Consider the following 14845-nt stretch of genomic DNA (forward strand, 5'->3'; position numbering starts at 1 on the left):
CCCTCGGCAGGGGGAGGCGGCACCGGACGCTCGCCGGGCACGCCCTCGTATCGCCCGACCACGGAGCGTCGAGCGTCACTCCACCCGGTCGGACCCCTTGACCACCTCGACGAAGTCCCCCGCTCGAAGCCTGGCCCGAAGTGTGCCAGGACATCGGCCTTGACGTTGCCGAACGTGGTGTCCGGGCGGCTCCTGACGCCCTCGGTGAACGCGGCGAGGATCCGGTTCTTGAAGTCGGGGCGGGGGTGCGCCGCGACCACCGCGGCGCGCTGTTCGTCGCTGACGGCGTGGTAGACGCCCCGCACGCAGAGCACCGCCAGCCAGGCCCCGCTGAAGCCCAGCACCTCCAGCGGGTGCATCACGAAGAGCGTGGCAGGCCTGGGGTCCGGATGGCGATGGTGCACCTCGTGCACCATCGGGTAGACGCGGCGCCGGTGGGCGATCCAGTGCCCCGCGTACATCAGCGCGTCCATGACGAGGGTGAGGAGCACCAGTTCGACGACCGCTCGCGGCCCGGTCACCGGGCTCAGCCGGATCCACCCGGCCCGCCAGAGCAGCCATCCGGCCGTACTGACAGCCGAGTTGAGGAGCACGGTGACCGCGATCAGCGCCCGTTCGGCGGGCGTGACGGGCCCCGGCGCCGGTGCCACCGACGTTCCCCGAACCGGCGCACCAACCACCCGCCGGCACCCACGGCGACGAGGAACAGGAGGAGGTTGACCAGCAGCGCCCCACCCGCCACCTGAGCCGGCTCGAGCCGAGCGCCCCACTCCAGTACCGCTTCCATCACCGCCCCTCTCGTCAGCAGTCCCCCGGTGCACATTGTGACCGGACACGCTTGCCGGCCAGGAGGCGGAGGGTTTGTCCAGGTTGCGAGACCGAGCGCGGCGACCTTGTGGCCGGCGAACTCCGCGACCAGGGCAGCAGGTGCGCCGGGGCAGGGCCACTCCATGCCCTCGCCCCAACCCTCGCGCATCGGCAGCGGCGTCATCACGTCCCGCAGCAGCATCGCGATGTCCACCGACCTGTCCGACACCAGCGTCAGCCGGAACGCGACGATCGACTGGTGATCTGGCCGAGGCGGCTGCAGTCAGTGGAACGGCACGATAACCAGTTGCGCCACGGCGGATTCCTCGTCACGGTTGCCAGGTGACTACAGGAGATCTCGGTCGGGTCGAGCGCATCGGCAACACGGTGCACCGGCCGGCCGGACCGTGGACCCCGGCAGTTCACGGCCTGCTCCACCATCTGGAGGCCGTCGGCTATGAACACGCTCCCCGCGTGCTCGGCTTCGATGAGCAGGGCCGCGAGGTTCTGACCTGGATCAGCGGCGAATCCGGTCCGGACGGTTGGGCCAAGGTCGTCGACGACCAGGGCCTGGTCACCTTCGCCCGCCTCCTGCGCGACTACCACGACGCCGTGGCCGGATATCGACCCCCGCACACAACGTGCTGGTCCACCACCACTGCCGGACCCGTCGGCGACGAAGTGATCTGTCACGGCGACTTCGGTCCCTGGAATACCGTGTGGCGCGGCGCCCGACCGATCGGAATCATCGACTGGGATCACGCGCGTCCGGCGCCACGGTTGCACGACGTGGCGTACGCACTCGAATACGCGGCGCCGTTCCGCGACGACGACGAGTGCATGCGGTGGCTGCGCTACCCGCAGCCGCCCGACCGGCGTCACCGCCTTGAGGTGTTCGCCGCCGCCTACGGCCTCACTGACACGGCGGGCCTGGTCGATGCCGTACTCACTGTTCAGGAGCACGGCATCGATGCCGTCCGGCGCCTGGCCGAACAGGGCCACGAGCCCCAGGCCACCTGGGTCGCCCAAGGGCACCTGGACGAACTCCGGGCCCGCCTCGCATGGAGCCGGGCAAACCGGAACCTGATCGATTAGTGGCAACTCCACAGCCCTGGAGCCCGGTTCACCGCTCAAACGGTGAACCCGGCCCCGCGACGGGACTACCGCGCCCAGCGTCCCATGGTCGGCGCGGTGCCGATCAGGCACTCGATGTCGCTCGGGAAGCCGACGAGGGCGTAGGCGGTCAGGCGCAGGTGGCCCTCGAGGCAGACCAGGTTGTCCTGCGTCTCGCCGACGAGGATGAGCGGAGGGAATCGCTCACCGTCGATGAGCGCTTGGGCCGCGTCGACGAACGGTTCGTTGGGCACGTCGAATGCGCGTAGCCCTGCCCTGATGCGTGCGGCCGCATCGGTCGGCCGGCGGCTACCACCCGACAGTTCGACCCAGTAGGAATAGTCGAGGTAGCGCACGCCGACTGCCTCGTCGGTGGACAGGAGCGCCCTGGTCCACGTGACGTGAGCGGGGAAGTTCTCGAACAGGTCGCGGTTCTCGCCGTACCCGCGCACCGCAGCGAGCAGAGCGCGACGGGCGAAGTTCGCTCCGGCGTCGAAGAGGTCCGGACGCGTCAGCAACTGCTCGGCCTGCCCGGCTGCCGCCAGGTGGGACCGGAGGTTCTGGCCGAACCTCCGGCTGGACAGCTCGCCGTTCAAGAAGCAGGCGACCATCTCGTCCTCGCTGCTCCTACCCAGTACCCGCACGACCCTCAGCATAGGATCGACCTCGTTGGGCGCCGCAGCCTGCTTGCACGTCATCTCATCCACGGGTCTTGACCCTTGCTCCCCTCCGAGCACGCCGGCGTGCCCGCGACTCCCGGGGATGTCACGCGAGGGGATCTATCCGACGCGGTCCTTGTTGTGGATCCGCCGGTCCCGGTGCCGAAGGCCCGGCACTCACCGGCCCCTGGAGGGATATCACTGACACGTGAGCAGGTTCTCGCCAGCACCGAACCTGAGCCCAAGGGCATAGACCAGGTCGAGCACCAAGCCCTCGGCGAGTGGGTCAGTAGCGAGTCCCGGGGCCGTCAACCATGTCCGGTCACAAGTCCCATGCTGCACCCAGCAGCAGATCCGAAAACTTTATTGCGCAATTTTCCCTTCGGATCTACCGTGAAGCCATGCCCCAGCACCCCAAGCCCGAGCGGATCACCGACCTCTCCCGCCTGAAGGCGTTCACCAACCCGCTGCGCATGCAGCTCTATCGCCTGCTCTACGCCGCGGGCACCGCCACCGCCTCCCAGCTCGCCGAGCAGGTCGACCAGGCGCCGTCCCTGGTCAGCTACCACCTGCGCAAGCTCGCCGAGCACGGCTTCGTGACCGAGGCGGGCGCGCAGAGCGCCGACGGGCGGGAGCGGTGGTGGCAGGTGACGTCCGAGGAGGGCTGGGGTTACCGCGAGTCGGACCTCGCCGGTACGCCCGAGGGCGCGGCCGCCGTCGGCGCGGTCACCCGCGGCCTGATCGACAGCCGCGCCGCGCAGTACCGCACGTACCTGGACCAGGGCGCCGCCTGGGGCAAGGAGTGGACCGACGCGGCCTTCAGCGCCGAGTGGCTGCTCGACCTCACCCCGGTCGAACTCGCCGAGATGAACGACGAGCTCCAAGCACTGGCCCGGCGCTGGCGGCAGCGCGGCAAGGCCGCCAAAGCCGCCGGGGACACCGAGGGCCGCGAGCACGTGTCCGTCCACCTGTACGGCTTTCCGTTCCGCCCCTGACGCACCCGTCCGCTTCCGTCACCGACCCGCTGGAGCCCGCCATGGCCACCGTGGAGACAGCACCGCCGATACGCCCCGACGCCCCCGCCCACCGCGACGCCAACGTGCTGCGCTGGATCATCGCCTACACCGCCTCGCTGATCGGCGACGGCGTGTACTTCCTCGCCCTCGGCTGGTCCGCCCAGAAGGCCGCTGGCCCCACCGAGCTCGGTCTGGTGATGGCCGCCGGGGCGCTGCCACGGGCGGTGCTGATGCTCGGCGGAGGAGTCGTCGCCGACCGCCACGACCCGCGCCGGGTGATCCTCGGCAGCGACACCCTGCGCTGCCTCCTGATCCTCTCCGTCGCCGCCGCCATCGCCCTGACCACGCCCGCGCTCTGGTTACTGGTCGTGGTGGCCCTGGTGTTCGGCGCTGTGGACGCCCTGTTCGTGCCCGCCGTCGGCGCCCTGCCACCCCGGATCACCAGCTCCGACCAGCTCGCCCGGGTCACCGGCCTGCGCTCCCTGGCGATGCGTCTGAGCCAGATCGCCGGCCCGCCGATCGGCGGCCTGGCGATGGGTCTCGGCGGCCCGGCCGTCGCCTTCACCGTCGCGGGCCTGCTCTTCGCCCTGTCCCTGCCCCTGCTGCTGACGGTACGGATCCACCCGCTCGAAACGCCGTCCGAACAGCCCCGGCCGGGCCGCAGCACCGCCCGCGCCGAACTGCTGGACGGGCTGCGCTACATCCGCCGCCACCGGCTGATCGGCCCGCTGGTCGCCGCCGGCGCGGTCTGCGAGCTCGGCCTCACCGGTACCCTCAACGTCGGCATGGTGCTCCTCAACGCCGAACGCGGCTGGGGCCCGTCCGGCTACGGCTGGATCGTCGCCTGCTTCGGCGCCGGAGCGGCCGCCAGCGCCGCCCTGCTCGCCATCGCCGGCTGGCTGCCCCGGGCGGGCCTGACCATGGTCGCGACGCTACTGGCCGGCAGTGCGGGCGCGGCCGCCATGGCGCTGGTCCCGAGCCTGTGGGCGGCCGCCCTGCTGGCGGCGCTGGTCGGGCTGGGCGCGGGCGTCTTCGGCAGCCTGAACAGCACCCTCATCCAGACGTCCGCCGACCCCGCCTACCTCGGCCGGGTCACCTCCGTCGTGATGCTCACCATGGTCGGCCTCGCACCGCTCAGCTACCCGCTGGTGGGCGCCGCGATCGGCGCCTGGGGCGCGGCCCCGGTGTTCATCGGCTGCGGCGGCCTCTCCTGCCTGGGAGCGGCCCTCGCCTTCGCCTCGAAGGCGGTTCGGCGGGCCGAACTGCCCCGGCGATAGAGTGCGGGCCCATGTGGGAGGAACTCGACGCGATCGACTGGGCGGCCAACTGTTGTCAATTTCAGCAGTGTTCCTCAACAATCCGGGCATTTCACCGCCACGCCCGAAGGAAACTCCGCCGTCTGTCGCGCACCGTCTCCCGGCGCATGGGTCCCGACCGCCGCACCGGCGCGCAGCCCTCGAAGCGATGGCTGCGCGCCAATGACCGGCGCAACAAGGTCCACCACCGCATCGCCGACCTGCGCCGCGACGGCATCCACAAACTCACCACCGGGCTTGCCCGCGAGTACGGCACGATCGTGGTCGAGGACCTCAACGTCGCCGGGATGCACGCTAAACGGACGTGGAGCCGACCGTAAGACGGGACCTGGTCCCGCCGGTGGCCGTGAAGCGTCTACCTCGCACCGGCCCTCCAAGCCGGATCAGACGAGGACCTTTGCCCCGCAATGGGCAAATCCCTGAGATTCACTGATCTCCCAAGGAACGGTTCGTACCTCCCGGTCGTGCTGCCCGCCGTCCACCACCTCACCCGGATCGACCCGGCCGCCCACCCCGCCGCCGGCGTCCTGGCCGAGGCTCTCACCCGCGACGACCGCCTCAGCACCTCCGCCGGCTGGCGCGGCTTCGTCGACGACGAGACCGTGCGCGCCGCCGTCACCGCCCTGGTCACGGCCACAACACCCCCGGCCGTCCCCCGTACCCGCCCGTAGTGGCGTCCGGCGAAAAAAATTTCACCCCGAATCCGTCGGCCGTGTCGATCCGCGACCGCGCCGTTCGACCTGGGACTGAGAGGGTCGAGAGACGACCCCCGATCAAGGAGACCGAAGATGGCGAAGTACATGCTGATCCTGCGAGGCACGGACGAGTCCCTCGCGAAGATGATGGAGACGCCCTTCGAGGAGATGCTCGAAACCATCGGCCGCTTCAACGACGAGCTGATCCGGGCCGGCGTGCTCGTCGCCGCCGAGGGCCTGGACGACCCGTCCCAGGGCGTGGTGGTCGACTACAGCGGTGAGACCCAGGTGGTCACCGACGGGCCGTACGGTGAGACGAAGGAGCTGTTCGGCGGCTTCTACGTGCTCGACGTCGCTTCGAAGGAGGAGGCCGTCGAGTGGGCCAAGCGGCTCCCGGCGATCCCCGGCTCGAAGTGCGAGATCCGGCGCGTGCCGGGCATCGACGAGTTCCCGCAGGACAACGAGTGGATCGTCAAGGAGCGGGCGTGGCGCGAGCGGACCGGCCAGCTGTGACATTCCAGGCTCCCGACGGCCCGCCGATCGCCGAGTCGGCGCGGCGGGCCGTCGAGGCCGTCTGGCGGATCGAGTCGGCGCGGATCGTCGGTGCGCTGGCCCGCTACACGGGGGACTTCGGGCTCGCCGAGGACGTCGCGCAGGAGGCGTTGGCGGAGGCGCTCGTCACCTGGTCGCGCGACGGCGCGCCGGCCAGTCCGGTGGGCTGGCTGCTGGCGACCGCCCGGCGGCGGGCCATCGACGCCTTCCGCCGCAGGTCGGCACTGGACGAGCGGTACGCCGCGCTCGCCGGACAGCTGGCGGACGGCGAGTTCAGCTCGGGCGCGGCGGCCGCGCCCGAGCGGCCGGACGACCTGCCGTGGGATCCCGACCGGGTCGACGACGACGTCCTCGCGCTCATGTTCACCGCCTGCCACCCGGTGCTGTCGCCCGAGGCCCGGGTGGCGCTCACTCTGCGCGTGGTGGGCGGCCTGTCCAGCGAGGAGATCGCCCGGGCGTTCCTGGTGCCGACTCCGACTGTCCAGGCCCGGATCACCCGCGCGAAGAAGACCATCGCCGCCGCCCACGTGCCGTTCGAGCTGCCGCAGCCCGAGGAACGGCGCGAGCGGCTCGGCGCCGTCCTGAGCGTCCTGTACGTGATCTTCACGGAGGGCTCGACGGCGACCAGCGGCGACCACCTGCTGCGCCCCGATCTCGCCTACGAGGCCGTCCGGTTGGCCCGGATGCTGGCCGCCCTGCTGTCCACCGAGCCGGAGGTGCACGGGCAGCTCGCGCTGTTCGAGCTCACCGCCGCGCGCTTCCCGGCGCGGACCGGGCCGGACGGCGAGGCGGTGCTCCTGGAGGACCAGGACCGGCGGCTGTGGGACCGGTCGGCGATCCGTCGCGGCCTGGCCGCACTCGGCCGGGCCTCGGCCGTCGGGCGGGGCCTCGGTCCGTACGGTCTGCAGGCCGCGATCGCCGGCTGCCACGCGACGGCGCCCTCGGTGCGGGAGACCGACTGGGAGCGGATCGTGCTCCTCTACGAGGCGCTCGGCCGGGTGGCCCCGTCCCCCGTGGTCGAGCTCAACCGGGCCGTGGCCGTCGCGATGGCGAGCGGACCGCAGGAGGCGCTGGCCATGGTCGACGACCTGCTCGCCTCTGGCCGCCTGTCGGGCTCGCACCTGCTCCCGGGCGTGCGCGGCGAACTGCTGGCCCGCCTCGGCCGCACCGCCGAGGCCCGGGCCGAGCTGGAGCTCGCCGCCCGGCTGTGCCGCAACGCCCGCGAGCGGTCGGTGCTGCTGCGAAAGGCGGCCGCCTTGGGGTAGTGACCCATTCCCCCACGAACACCCGAACACCCGAACTCCCAGGCCACCCTCGTCGAATTGGCCCGCGACACCCCATCTCCCACCCACTACCCTCGGGCTGACAATCGATCAACGGAGAAGCCCCATGCACCCCGCACTCGCCGCCGATCTCGACCAGTTGCCCGCCCTCCTGGAGGAGACCCGGCAGCGGGCCGTCGCCTTCCTCGCCGGCCTCGACGGTCCGGTGATCCCGCAGCAGGCGGACCGGCCGACGCCGGCGCAGCCGCTGCACGAGGACGCCGAGGGTCTGCGGGCGGCGCTGGCGGAGTTCGGCGAGCGCTGGCAGCCGCGGCTGTCGGCCAGTGCCGGGCCGCGCTACTTCGGCTTCGTCACCGGCGGTGCGACCCCGGCCGCGCTGGCGGGCGACTGGCTGACCTCCGCCGCCGACCAGAACTCCAACTCCTCGCTGGACCCGGCCGGTCAGCACCTGGAACGGGAGACGGTCGGCTGGCTGCGCGAGCTCTTCGGCCTCTCCCCCGCGCACAGCGGCACCTTCGTCAGCGGCGCGACCATGTCCAACACCGTCGGCCTGGCGGTCGCCCGGGAGTGGCTGGGCGAGCGGCTCGGCGTGGACGTGGCCGAGGACGGGGTCGCCGCGCTCGGCCGGGTGCGGGTGCTGTCGGGCAGCGCGCACTCCAGCGTGTCCAAGGCGCTGAGCGTTCTCGGCCTGGGCCGCCGGGCGCTGACCACCGTGCCCACCCTGCCCGGCCGCGAGGCCGTGGACGTGGCCGCACTGGAGGGTGCGCTCGCCGAGGCCGGCGGCCCGTGCATCGTGGTGGCCAACGCGGGCACGGTGAACACCGTCGACTTCGACGACCTGCGCGCGATCGCCGGCCTGCGCGAGCGGTACGACTTCTGGCTGCACGTGGACGCCGCCTTCGGCGCCTTCGCCGCCCTCTCGCCGGAACACGCCGAGCTGACGGCCGGGCTGGACCTGGCCGACTCGCTCTGCGTGGACCTGCACAAGTGGCTCAACGTGCCCTACGACAGTGCCGTGCAGTTCACCCGCCGCCGCGACCTGCAGGCGAAGGTCTTCCAGAACGCCGCCGCCTACCTCGGTCCGATCGGTGAGCACCCCGACCTGGTCCACCTCACCCCGGAGAACTCGCACCGACTGCGCGCCCTGGCCGCCTGGTTCACCCTGCGCGCCTACGGCCGGGCCGGCCACCGGGAGATCGTGGAGCGCTGCGTCACCGGCGCCCGCGCACTCGGCGAGGCCGTCGACACGACCGACGGCCTGCGGCTGCTCGCCCCGGTCCGCCTCAACGTCGTCTGCTTCACCCTTGCCGCCGACCCCACCCCCGAACGCCTCGCCGCCCTCGCCGCCGAACTCTCCGACGAGGCCTTCCTCACCCCCACCCGCTACGCCGGCCGGCCCGCCCTGCGCGCGGCGTTCAGCAACTGGCGCACCACGGACCGGGACGTCCGCCGCACCGCGGCCGCGCTCGCGGACGCGGTCCGGAAGTTGGCGTCGAACCGACCGGCAACGGACTCCACGTCAGCTTCTCGGCCGTGAACGGCTGAGCTCGCGGGTAGTGTCCGATCCGGTGACGGGTAGCGCGCTTCGGTGCACCTACTCGCTGTCCGGCGGGATTCCCACCCGCACCGATACGGTTCCGTGCAGGACGCGTCCCGCCCTCTGTTCCTGTTCGAACCGCCGGGTGAACACGTCCAGAAGCACCTCGGGCGCCAACTCGATCAGGCCGGGCGGCCAGGTGTCCGGCGGTACGAGGATCACCACGGCGGCACTCCTGCCCTGGGCCGCTGCCAGCCAGCCGGGCGACGTCTCGACGCGAGTGTCCGGCTCCCACATCTGGCGCCCGCCGACCAGCACCAGGCGCTTCACCCGGCCGTCGCCGACCTCGACGACTCCGCTCGTGTCCGGAGGCGCACCCGCCGCGAGCGTGAAGCCGCTGTCGAGCGCTGCTTCCACCAAGTCCGTATAGAGGTCCGCACCAACCTCCACGATCAGTTCCGCGAACGGCGGCCCCTGCTCCGCCTCGCGCACCACCAGCGCCCACACCATCGGAGCCTGAGCCCGGCCGTTGTCCGTTTCGTCAGCCACACCCACTCAACGAGCCACGGTCACCAGCCGCTCTGATCCCGCCGGGATCGGCCGCGCCGCCCATACCCAGCCGGCGGGCCAGCGCGTCCTCACCGGCCGGGGTCAGGTGCAGCGCGCGGGTGTGGGGTGCCTGGGTGATCCATCCGGCGGTGGTGAAGGCGTTGAACAGGTCCGCACCGAGACGCCCCGCCAGGTGATGCCGTTGCTCGGTCCAGTCCAGGCAGAAGCGCAGCAGCGGACGCCGCTGGTCGTCCGTGAGGTGGCTCTCCGGTACTCCGAGGCCGGTCAGCACCGGTATCGCGGCCGGACCGAGCCGGTAGGGGTGCTCCGCGTTCTCCGTCTGCTGCGTCCCGCCCGCGGGGACCAGCGCACCGCTGTTCAGCAGGGCCTCGGTGATGGCGACCCCGAGCCGTCCGGCGGCGTGGTCGTAGCAGACGCGCGCTCGGCGCAGCGCCTCGTTGCGGTTGCTGGCGCGCAGCGTTCGCGCCACCGGCTGGGCCGGGGCGAGCGCGGCCAGGCTCTCCATCAGCTCGGCGATCCGCCGGTCGGCGAGTTCGTAGTAGCGGTTGCGTCCCGACGGCCGGACGGCGATCAGCCCGGCCCGGCTGAGCCGGTTCAGCTGGGTGCTGGCGGCCTGGGGGGTGACGCCCGCGTGCTCGGCCAGCGCGCTCGCCGGCAGGCTGCGACCTCCGGCGAGCGCCATCAGGATGCGGGCGCGGGTGCCGTTGGCGAACAGGCTCGCCACACGGGCGATGTCCGGTTCGCCGGTGCGCGTGGGTGAGGTCATGCGGTCATTGTCGCCCGGGTCCGCTTCCACCGGCGTGGAAGTGAATCGCTGTCATCGTCGGGGCATGAACGAGAAAGTCCTGGCCATTCCATTGCCCACGACGTCGGGTACCCGGCTGCGGCGACGCGTGCTGGCCGCGACCGGTGTCAGCTATGTCATCGTCCTGCTGGACGCGTCGATCGTGAACGTCGCGTTGAACGGCATCTCCGACAGCATCGGCATCGGCGTCGACGGGCTGCAATGGGTGGTGAACTCCTACACGCTCGCGTTCGCCGGCCTGCTGTTGACCGGTGGCACCCTCGCGGACCGCTGGGGCGCCCGCCGGGCCTACCTGGCGAGTCTGTTGCTGTTCACCGCGGCGTCCGCCGGCTGCGGCCTGGCGGCCGGCCTGCCGGTGCTGGCCGCCGGGCGTGCGGTCCAGGGCGTCGGCGCGGCGGTCCTCGTCCCAGCCGCCCTCAAACTGATCGACCAGGCCCACCCGGAACCCGAGCTGCGGGCCAGGGCGATCGGGATCTGGATGTCGCTCGGCGCCGTCGCGATGGCCGCGGGACCCCTGATCGGCGGCAGCCTGATCTCCTGGCTCGGCTGGCGCAGCGTCTTCTTCGTCAACGTGCCCATCGGACTCGCCGGGGTGTGGCCGGCGCTCGGCGTCGCGGAACGGCCGGCCCGGTCGCTGCCTCGGCGTCTGGACCTGGCCGGACAGGTGAGCGCGGTCGTCGCGCTCGGTGTGCCGATCACCGTCCTCATCCAGGGCCGCTACTGGAGCGTGCCGCTGGTGTGGACGGCCCTGGCGGTGTCCGCCGCGGCCGCGGCGGCCTTCCTCGTCGCCGAGGTCCGCAGCCCGCACCCGATGCTCCCGCTGTCGCTGTTCCGTGGCCGCGTCTTCGCGGCCTCCACGGTGGTCTCCGCGACCTCGGCGCTGGTCTTCTACGGCCTGCTGTTCGTCTGCGGCCTCTACTTCCAGCAGGTCCGCGGTTACTCGCCGGTCCGGGCCGGTCTGGCGCTGCTGCCGCTGACCGCGACCGTCGCCGTCGGCGGCTTCGGATCCGCTCGGGTGGCGCGGCTGTTCGGTTCGCGCTGGTCCATGTGCGCGGCCTTCGGCGCCTACGCGTTCGGGGCGCTGGGGCTGCTCGGCGCCACCCGCGCCTCCCCGTACTGGCTGGCGCTCGCGCCCATGATGGTGATCGGACTGGCCGGCGGATTCATCTCCCCGGCAGCCACCGCACCGGCCCTGGGCGCCGTCGACAAGGCCCGCGTGGGCATCGCCGCGGCCGCGCTCAACACCGCCCGGCAGTCCGGATCGGCGGTCGGCGTCGCCGCCTTCGGCACACTCGTCACCACCGTTCACCCCTTCTCCCGTGGACTGCACGCCGTCCTCTGCCTGATCGCCCTCGCCTCCGCGGCCGCCGCGGCCGCGTGGGCGTACTCCTGCCGGCCAACCGCACAGGCCGGCCGTCCCCCCGCCTGACGGCAAGCCGCTGACCAGGTGCGCCAGATGCTCCGGAAGGCACTGTCCCGCCCTGTTCGCCGAGCTCCGGCGCAGCCTTCTCCAGGACACGTCGGAGGGTCACGGTGCGGCGGCGAAACGACAGTCGAAGCGGACAGCGGGCGCGCCGCCGCTCCGGGCGTGCGGTCACCCCGCCGAGGGGTGACGGGCGACCAGCCACGAGCGGTAGCGACGCAAGGCCTTGCGCTGCTGGAGCTGTTCGCTGAGCAGGGCCACGACGGGGCGGGTGCGCGGGGCGGGAGTGCGGCCGTGGGCGAGGCGGCGCAGTTGGTGGCGGACGAGAGCCATGCTCGCGGCGGAGGCGAGGGCCTTGTCGGACCAGGTGACCGGGCGCAGGGCGTGGTCGGCCTCGGCATGGCCGGCTCAGCGGTGGGGCAGATCGGGGGTGACGGCGAGGGCGGTGCCCATGCCGATGACGGCGACGCCGTCCGCGAGGGCCTGTTCGGCGGTTTCGCGTCGGGTGATGCCGCCGGAGAGTTCGACCAGGTCGACGCCCAGGGGCGCGAGCATGGCGATCGTCCGAGACACCTTCCCCGAAGCCGACCGAGAGGCGATGTCCACCGCCGTGTGGGCGCTGGTCCACGGCCTCGCCTTCCTCCACCTCGGCGGAAAGCTCGACCCCACCGACCCCGCCGCAACGGACGACCGCGTCCGGACGACAGTCCGGACGCTGCTGGACACCACCCGACCCCACCCCGCCGCGGAACCGAGCCAGTAAGCCAGTCGCCCCCCGCCCGGACCCCCAACCGCACGCACAGCAGGGCACTCCGGGGCTCTGTGGATTTCCGGACCCACCCCTGCGGGGCGGCACCCGGGTCGGCCTGTCAGCGGCGGGTGAAGCGGGTGGTGAGGGTGACGGTGGTGAGGCCCTTGATCATTCCGGCGCTGTTCCAGCCCATGCCGAAGTCGTTACGGTCGATGACGACCTCGCCGCTGAGGGTCACGTCGTCCGGGCCGACGGCGGTGGCGCGGGCAGTGAAGGTGAGCGGGCGGGTCGTGCCGAGCACAGTGAGGCGGCCAGTGACCCTGACGGTTCCGGCGCCGTCGGCGACGACGCCGGTGGCGGCGAAGGTGAACGTCGGATACCTCTCGACGTCGAAGAAGTCCGCAGACCGCAGGTGGGTGTCGAGCTTGGCCTGCTTGCTGAGGATCGACGCGGCCTCGATGGTCAGCGTGCCGCGCGCGGACCCGTCGGGGCCGATCTCGCCTTCGCCGCTGAGCTTGGTGAAGGCGGCCCTGATCGTGGCCAGCCCCCACATCGACTTGTGCTTGATCTCCACTGAGGACTTGGCCGCGTCCAGGACCCAGGGACCGGCGCTCAGGTCGGACAGTGCAGTGGAGGACTGGGCGGGGTTGGTGGTGTGACTCGTCATGGCAATCGCCTTACGGTGGAGCAGGGGGTGAGCTTTCGTACGTAGCTATTGATAACACAGGTACTTACTTTTTTACAGCTGCGACAGATGGCGAAGGCACCGTCCACCACCAGGGCGGTCGGCGCCTCCTGTCTCGGCGCGGTGTCCTCCGACCCGGACGCGCCCGGCGACCCGGGCCCACTCACTCTGCGGTGGAAGGCCGCCTGCGGGCTTCGGCAACCGTTCCGCGACGGATGCATGTCCGAGACCCTCGAACCCGGGTACAGCGCCTCCCGGTGCTCGGCAAGAAACGCGAACACATGTCCCGCCGGGATCAGCTCCCGGCAGGTCTCCCACGCATCCGGCCCGACCAGTTCCCCAGCCGGTTCCCCCATCGCCACGAACCGAGTCTGGCCCCACCGCACTCGGTGGGGCCAGACTCAAACGCCTTCATCGGACTTCCACCGGGCGACGGCCGGCGGGCGGCCGTCCCCCGTGGCGGTCGCCCGCCGCCGTACCGGTCCGACGGGAGGTACACGACCTCCGGAAAGGAAGCCGGTGGGATGTTCGTTGCGGAGCCGACGGCTCGACTACCTACGGCCGGACCAGCGTCAGGCGGAACGGACCGCCGTTGGCTGCGGCGTGGGCGACGGCCTCGTTGGCGTCGGCCAGGGCGAACTCGGTGATGTCGAAGGCGTCCAGCTCCAGCAGTCCGGACCGGATCAGCTGGATCAGGCGGCCGTTCGCCTCGCGCGGGTACATGAACTGGCCGCGGACGGTGATGTTGTGGCGCATGACCCACGAGTAGTTCAGCGGCAGATCGCCGCCGACGCCGCCCATGAGGACGATGCGGCCACCGTCGCGCACGGTCATGGCCGCCGCCCGCACCGCGGCCGTCCCGGCCGCCGGGGAGAGCAGGTCGAGGACGCAGTCGATCGGCCCCGGCGCCGCCTGCCGCATCCGCTCGCGGTCCGTCTCCTCGTCCCCGGCCAGCCGAACCGTTCGCACCCTCGGCCCGAACCGGTGCGTCAGTTCCTTGAGCGCGGCCTCGTTGCGCCCCGGCGCGACCACGCAGGCCGCCCCCATCGCCAGCGCCACCGCGACGGCCGCGCTGCCGAAGTGCCCGGTGGCCCCGCTGACCAGAATCGTCTCGCCCGCCTGCAGGTTGGCGGCGAGCAGTCCGCCGTACGGCACCAACAGCACCCCGAGCGAGCACCACTTCGCGGCGTCCGCCGGGTCGACCGCCCCGAGCGGGATCGCGTTCTCGGTCGGGATCATCATCTGCTCGGCGAGCGCACCGTTCCGGAAGTGTCGCTGCAACCGCAACCCGCCGTCGCTGAGCGCGGTCAGCCCCTGCAGGATGACATCGGGAGCCAGTGCGTCATCCCGCGACCGCACCGTGGGGTCGCAGAACACCCAGTCACCGACGGCGAGTCGGGTGGCGTCCCGCCCAACTGCCCGCACCCGACCGATCGCCCCGCTCCCGGGCACCACCGGAAGGTCCAGCAGGTACCCCCGCTCACCGCTGAACACCTCCCCCGCGTACGGCAGCATCCTCGCCGCCACCACGTCGACGATGACCTCTCCCGTGCCCAGGACGGGATCCGGCACCTCCTCGACGGCCAGCGGGAATCCGAACTCCTTTAACAGCGCAGCCTTCATCGGTTGTCTC

Annotated in this window: 18 protein-coding genes and 1 pseudogene; 10 read left to right on the forward strand and 9 right to left on the reverse strand. The window is 72.0% G+C overall.

The genetic code is table 11. From position 1 onward, the window contains the following. Together ACFVWU_RS31465 and ACFVWU_RS31470 are read right to left on the reverse strand one after the other, a co-directional pair. A partial coding sequence (locus ACFVWU_RS31465; RefSeq protein WP_387627249.1) for a sterol desaturase family protein occupies window positions 1-650 on the reverse strand: 650 nt, incomplete at its 3' end. Between the two features lie 226 nt (window positions 651-876). Continuing rightward, a pseudogene (locus ACFVWU_RS31470) lies at window positions 877-1063 on the reverse strand (hypothetical protein); the annotation flags it as partial. A 218-nt stretch (window positions 1064-1281) separates the two neighbouring features. Between ACFVWU_RS31470 and ACFVWU_RS31475 the strand changes: the two are divergent. Further along, entirely contained in the window at window positions 1282-1902 is a 621-nt protein-coding gene (locus ACFVWU_RS31475; protein WP_387627250.1) for a phosphotransferase, read from the forward strand. 65 nt (window positions 1903-1967) lie between these two features. Here the strand turns inward: ACFVWU_RS31475 and ACFVWU_RS31480 are convergent, their stop codons facing one another. Then, window positions 1968-2618 (reverse strand): hypothetical protein, encoded by a 651-nt coding sequence (locus ACFVWU_RS31480; RefSeq protein WP_387627311.1) that lies wholly within the window; start codon window positions 2616-2618, stop codon window positions 1968-1970. A gap of 362 nt (window positions 2619-2980) precedes the next feature. On the opposite strand from ACFVWU_RS31480, the gene ACFVWU_RS31485 reads away from it, so the two are divergent. The 7 genes from ACFVWU_RS31485 to ACFVWU_RS31515 all read left to right on the forward strand — a co-directional run bounded on the left by ACFVWU_RS31485 (window position 2981) and on the right by ACFVWU_RS31515 (window position 8978). Then, complete coding sequence (locus ACFVWU_RS31485; RefSeq protein WP_387627251.1) at window positions 2981-3574, forward strand: ArsR/SmtB family transcription factor; 594 nt, start codon at window positions 2981-2983, stop codon at window positions 3572-3574. 41 nt (window positions 3575-3615) lie between these two features. After that, window positions 3616-4872 (forward strand): MFS transporter, encoded by a 1257-nt coding sequence (locus ACFVWU_RS31490; protein ID WP_387627252.1) that lies wholly within the window; start codon window positions 3616-3618, stop codon window positions 4870-4872. Between the two features lie 11 nt (window positions 4873-4883). Beyond that, window positions 4884-5231, forward strand: a complete 348-nt coding sequence (locus tag ACFVWU_RS31495; protein ID WP_387627254.1) for a transposase — start codon at window positions 4884-4886, stop codon at window positions 5229-5231. A 144-nt stretch (window positions 5232-5375) separates the two neighbouring features. Next, window positions 5376-5582 (forward strand): hypothetical protein, encoded by a 207-nt coding sequence (locus ACFVWU_RS31500; RefSeq protein WP_387627255.1) that lies wholly within the window; start codon window positions 5376-5378, stop codon window positions 5580-5582. Between the two features lie 117 nt (window positions 5583-5699). Then, window positions 5700-6119, forward strand: coding sequence for a YciI family protein (locus ACFVWU_RS31505; RefSeq protein ID WP_387627257.1), 420 nt, complete (start codon window positions 5700-5702; stop codon window positions 6117-6119). Next, entirely contained in the window at window positions 6092-7423 is a 1332-nt protein-coding gene (locus ACFVWU_RS31510) for an RNA polymerase sigma factor (protein ID WP_387627259.1), read from the forward strand. Before ACFVWU_RS31505 ends, ACFVWU_RS31510 begins: the two co-directional genes overlap by 28 nt. A 124-nt stretch (window positions 7424-7547) precedes the next feature. Further along, window positions 7548-8978 (forward strand): pyridoxal phosphate-dependent decarboxylase family protein, encoded by a 1431-nt coding sequence (locus ACFVWU_RS31515; RefSeq protein ID WP_387627260.1) that lies wholly within the window; start codon window positions 7548-7550, stop codon window positions 8976-8978. 57 nt (window positions 8979-9035) lie between these two features. On the opposite strand, the gene ACFVWU_RS31520 is transcribed toward ACFVWU_RS31515, so the two are convergent. Both ACFVWU_RS31520 and ACFVWU_RS31525 read right to left on the reverse strand, forming a co-directional pair. Beyond that, window positions 9036-9533, reverse strand: a complete 498-nt coding sequence (locus ACFVWU_RS31520) for a hypothetical protein (RefSeq protein WP_387627262.1) — start codon at window positions 9531-9533, stop codon at window positions 9036-9038. Next, window positions 9520-10314 (reverse strand): ArsR/SmtB family transcription factor, encoded by a 795-nt coding sequence (locus ACFVWU_RS31525; RefSeq protein WP_387627263.1) that lies wholly within the window; start codon window positions 10312-10314, stop codon window positions 9520-9522. Before ACFVWU_RS31525 ends, ACFVWU_RS31520 begins: the two co-directional genes overlap by 14 nt. 64 nt (window positions 10315-10378) lie before the next feature. Here ACFVWU_RS31525 and ACFVWU_RS31530 point away from each other — a divergent pair, with 64 nt between their 5' ends. Next, window positions 10379-11782 carry an MFS transporter gene (locus ACFVWU_RS31530; RefSeq protein WP_387627264.1) on the forward strand — a complete coding sequence of 468 codons (1404 nt, stop codon included), beginning with the start codon at window positions 10379-10381 and terminating at the stop codon, window positions 11780-11782. A gap of 165 nt (window positions 11783-11947) precedes the next feature. Here the strand turns inward: ACFVWU_RS31530 and ACFVWU_RS31535 are convergent, their stop codons facing one another. Further along, window positions 11948-12109, reverse strand: a complete 162-nt coding sequence (locus tag ACFVWU_RS31535) for a hypothetical protein (RefSeq protein ID WP_387627265.1) — start codon at window positions 12107-12109, stop codon at window positions 11948-11950. A gap of 75 nt (window positions 12110-12184) precedes the next feature. Continuing rightward, window positions 12185-12331, reverse strand: a complete 147-nt coding sequence (locus ACFVWU_RS31540) for a hypothetical protein (RefSeq protein ID WP_387627267.1) — start codon at window positions 12329-12331, stop codon at window positions 12185-12187. Here ACFVWU_RS31540 and ACFVWU_RS31545 point away from each other — a divergent pair. Beyond that, complete coding sequence (locus ACFVWU_RS31545; RefSeq protein ID WP_387627268.1) at window positions 12330-12539, forward strand: WHG domain-containing protein; 210 nt, start codon at window positions 12330-12332, stop codon at window positions 12537-12539. The genes ACFVWU_RS31540 and ACFVWU_RS31545 overlap by 2 nt on opposite strands. Before the next feature lie 106 nt (window positions 12540-12645). On the opposite strand, the gene ACFVWU_RS31550 is transcribed toward ACFVWU_RS31545, so the two are convergent. Both ACFVWU_RS31550 and ACFVWU_RS31555 read right to left on the reverse strand, forming a co-directional pair. Beyond that, window positions 12646-13194, reverse strand: coding sequence for a YceI family protein (locus tag ACFVWU_RS31550; protein WP_387627270.1), 549 nt, complete (start codon window positions 13192-13194; stop codon window positions 12646-12648). Between the two features lie 573 nt (window positions 13195-13767). Continuing rightward, window positions 13768-14835: a zinc-binding dehydrogenase gene (locus ACFVWU_RS31555; RefSeq protein WP_387627271.1), complete on the reverse strand. Its 1068-nt coding sequence runs from the start codon at window positions 14833-14835 to the stop codon at window positions 13768-13770. Between the last annotated feature and the right edge of the window lie 10 nt (window positions 14836-14845).

Source organism: Kitasatospora sp. NPDC058190 (assembly GCF_042883685.1).
GTDB lineage: Bacteria > Actinomycetota > Actinomycetes > Streptomycetales > Streptomycetaceae > Kitasatospora.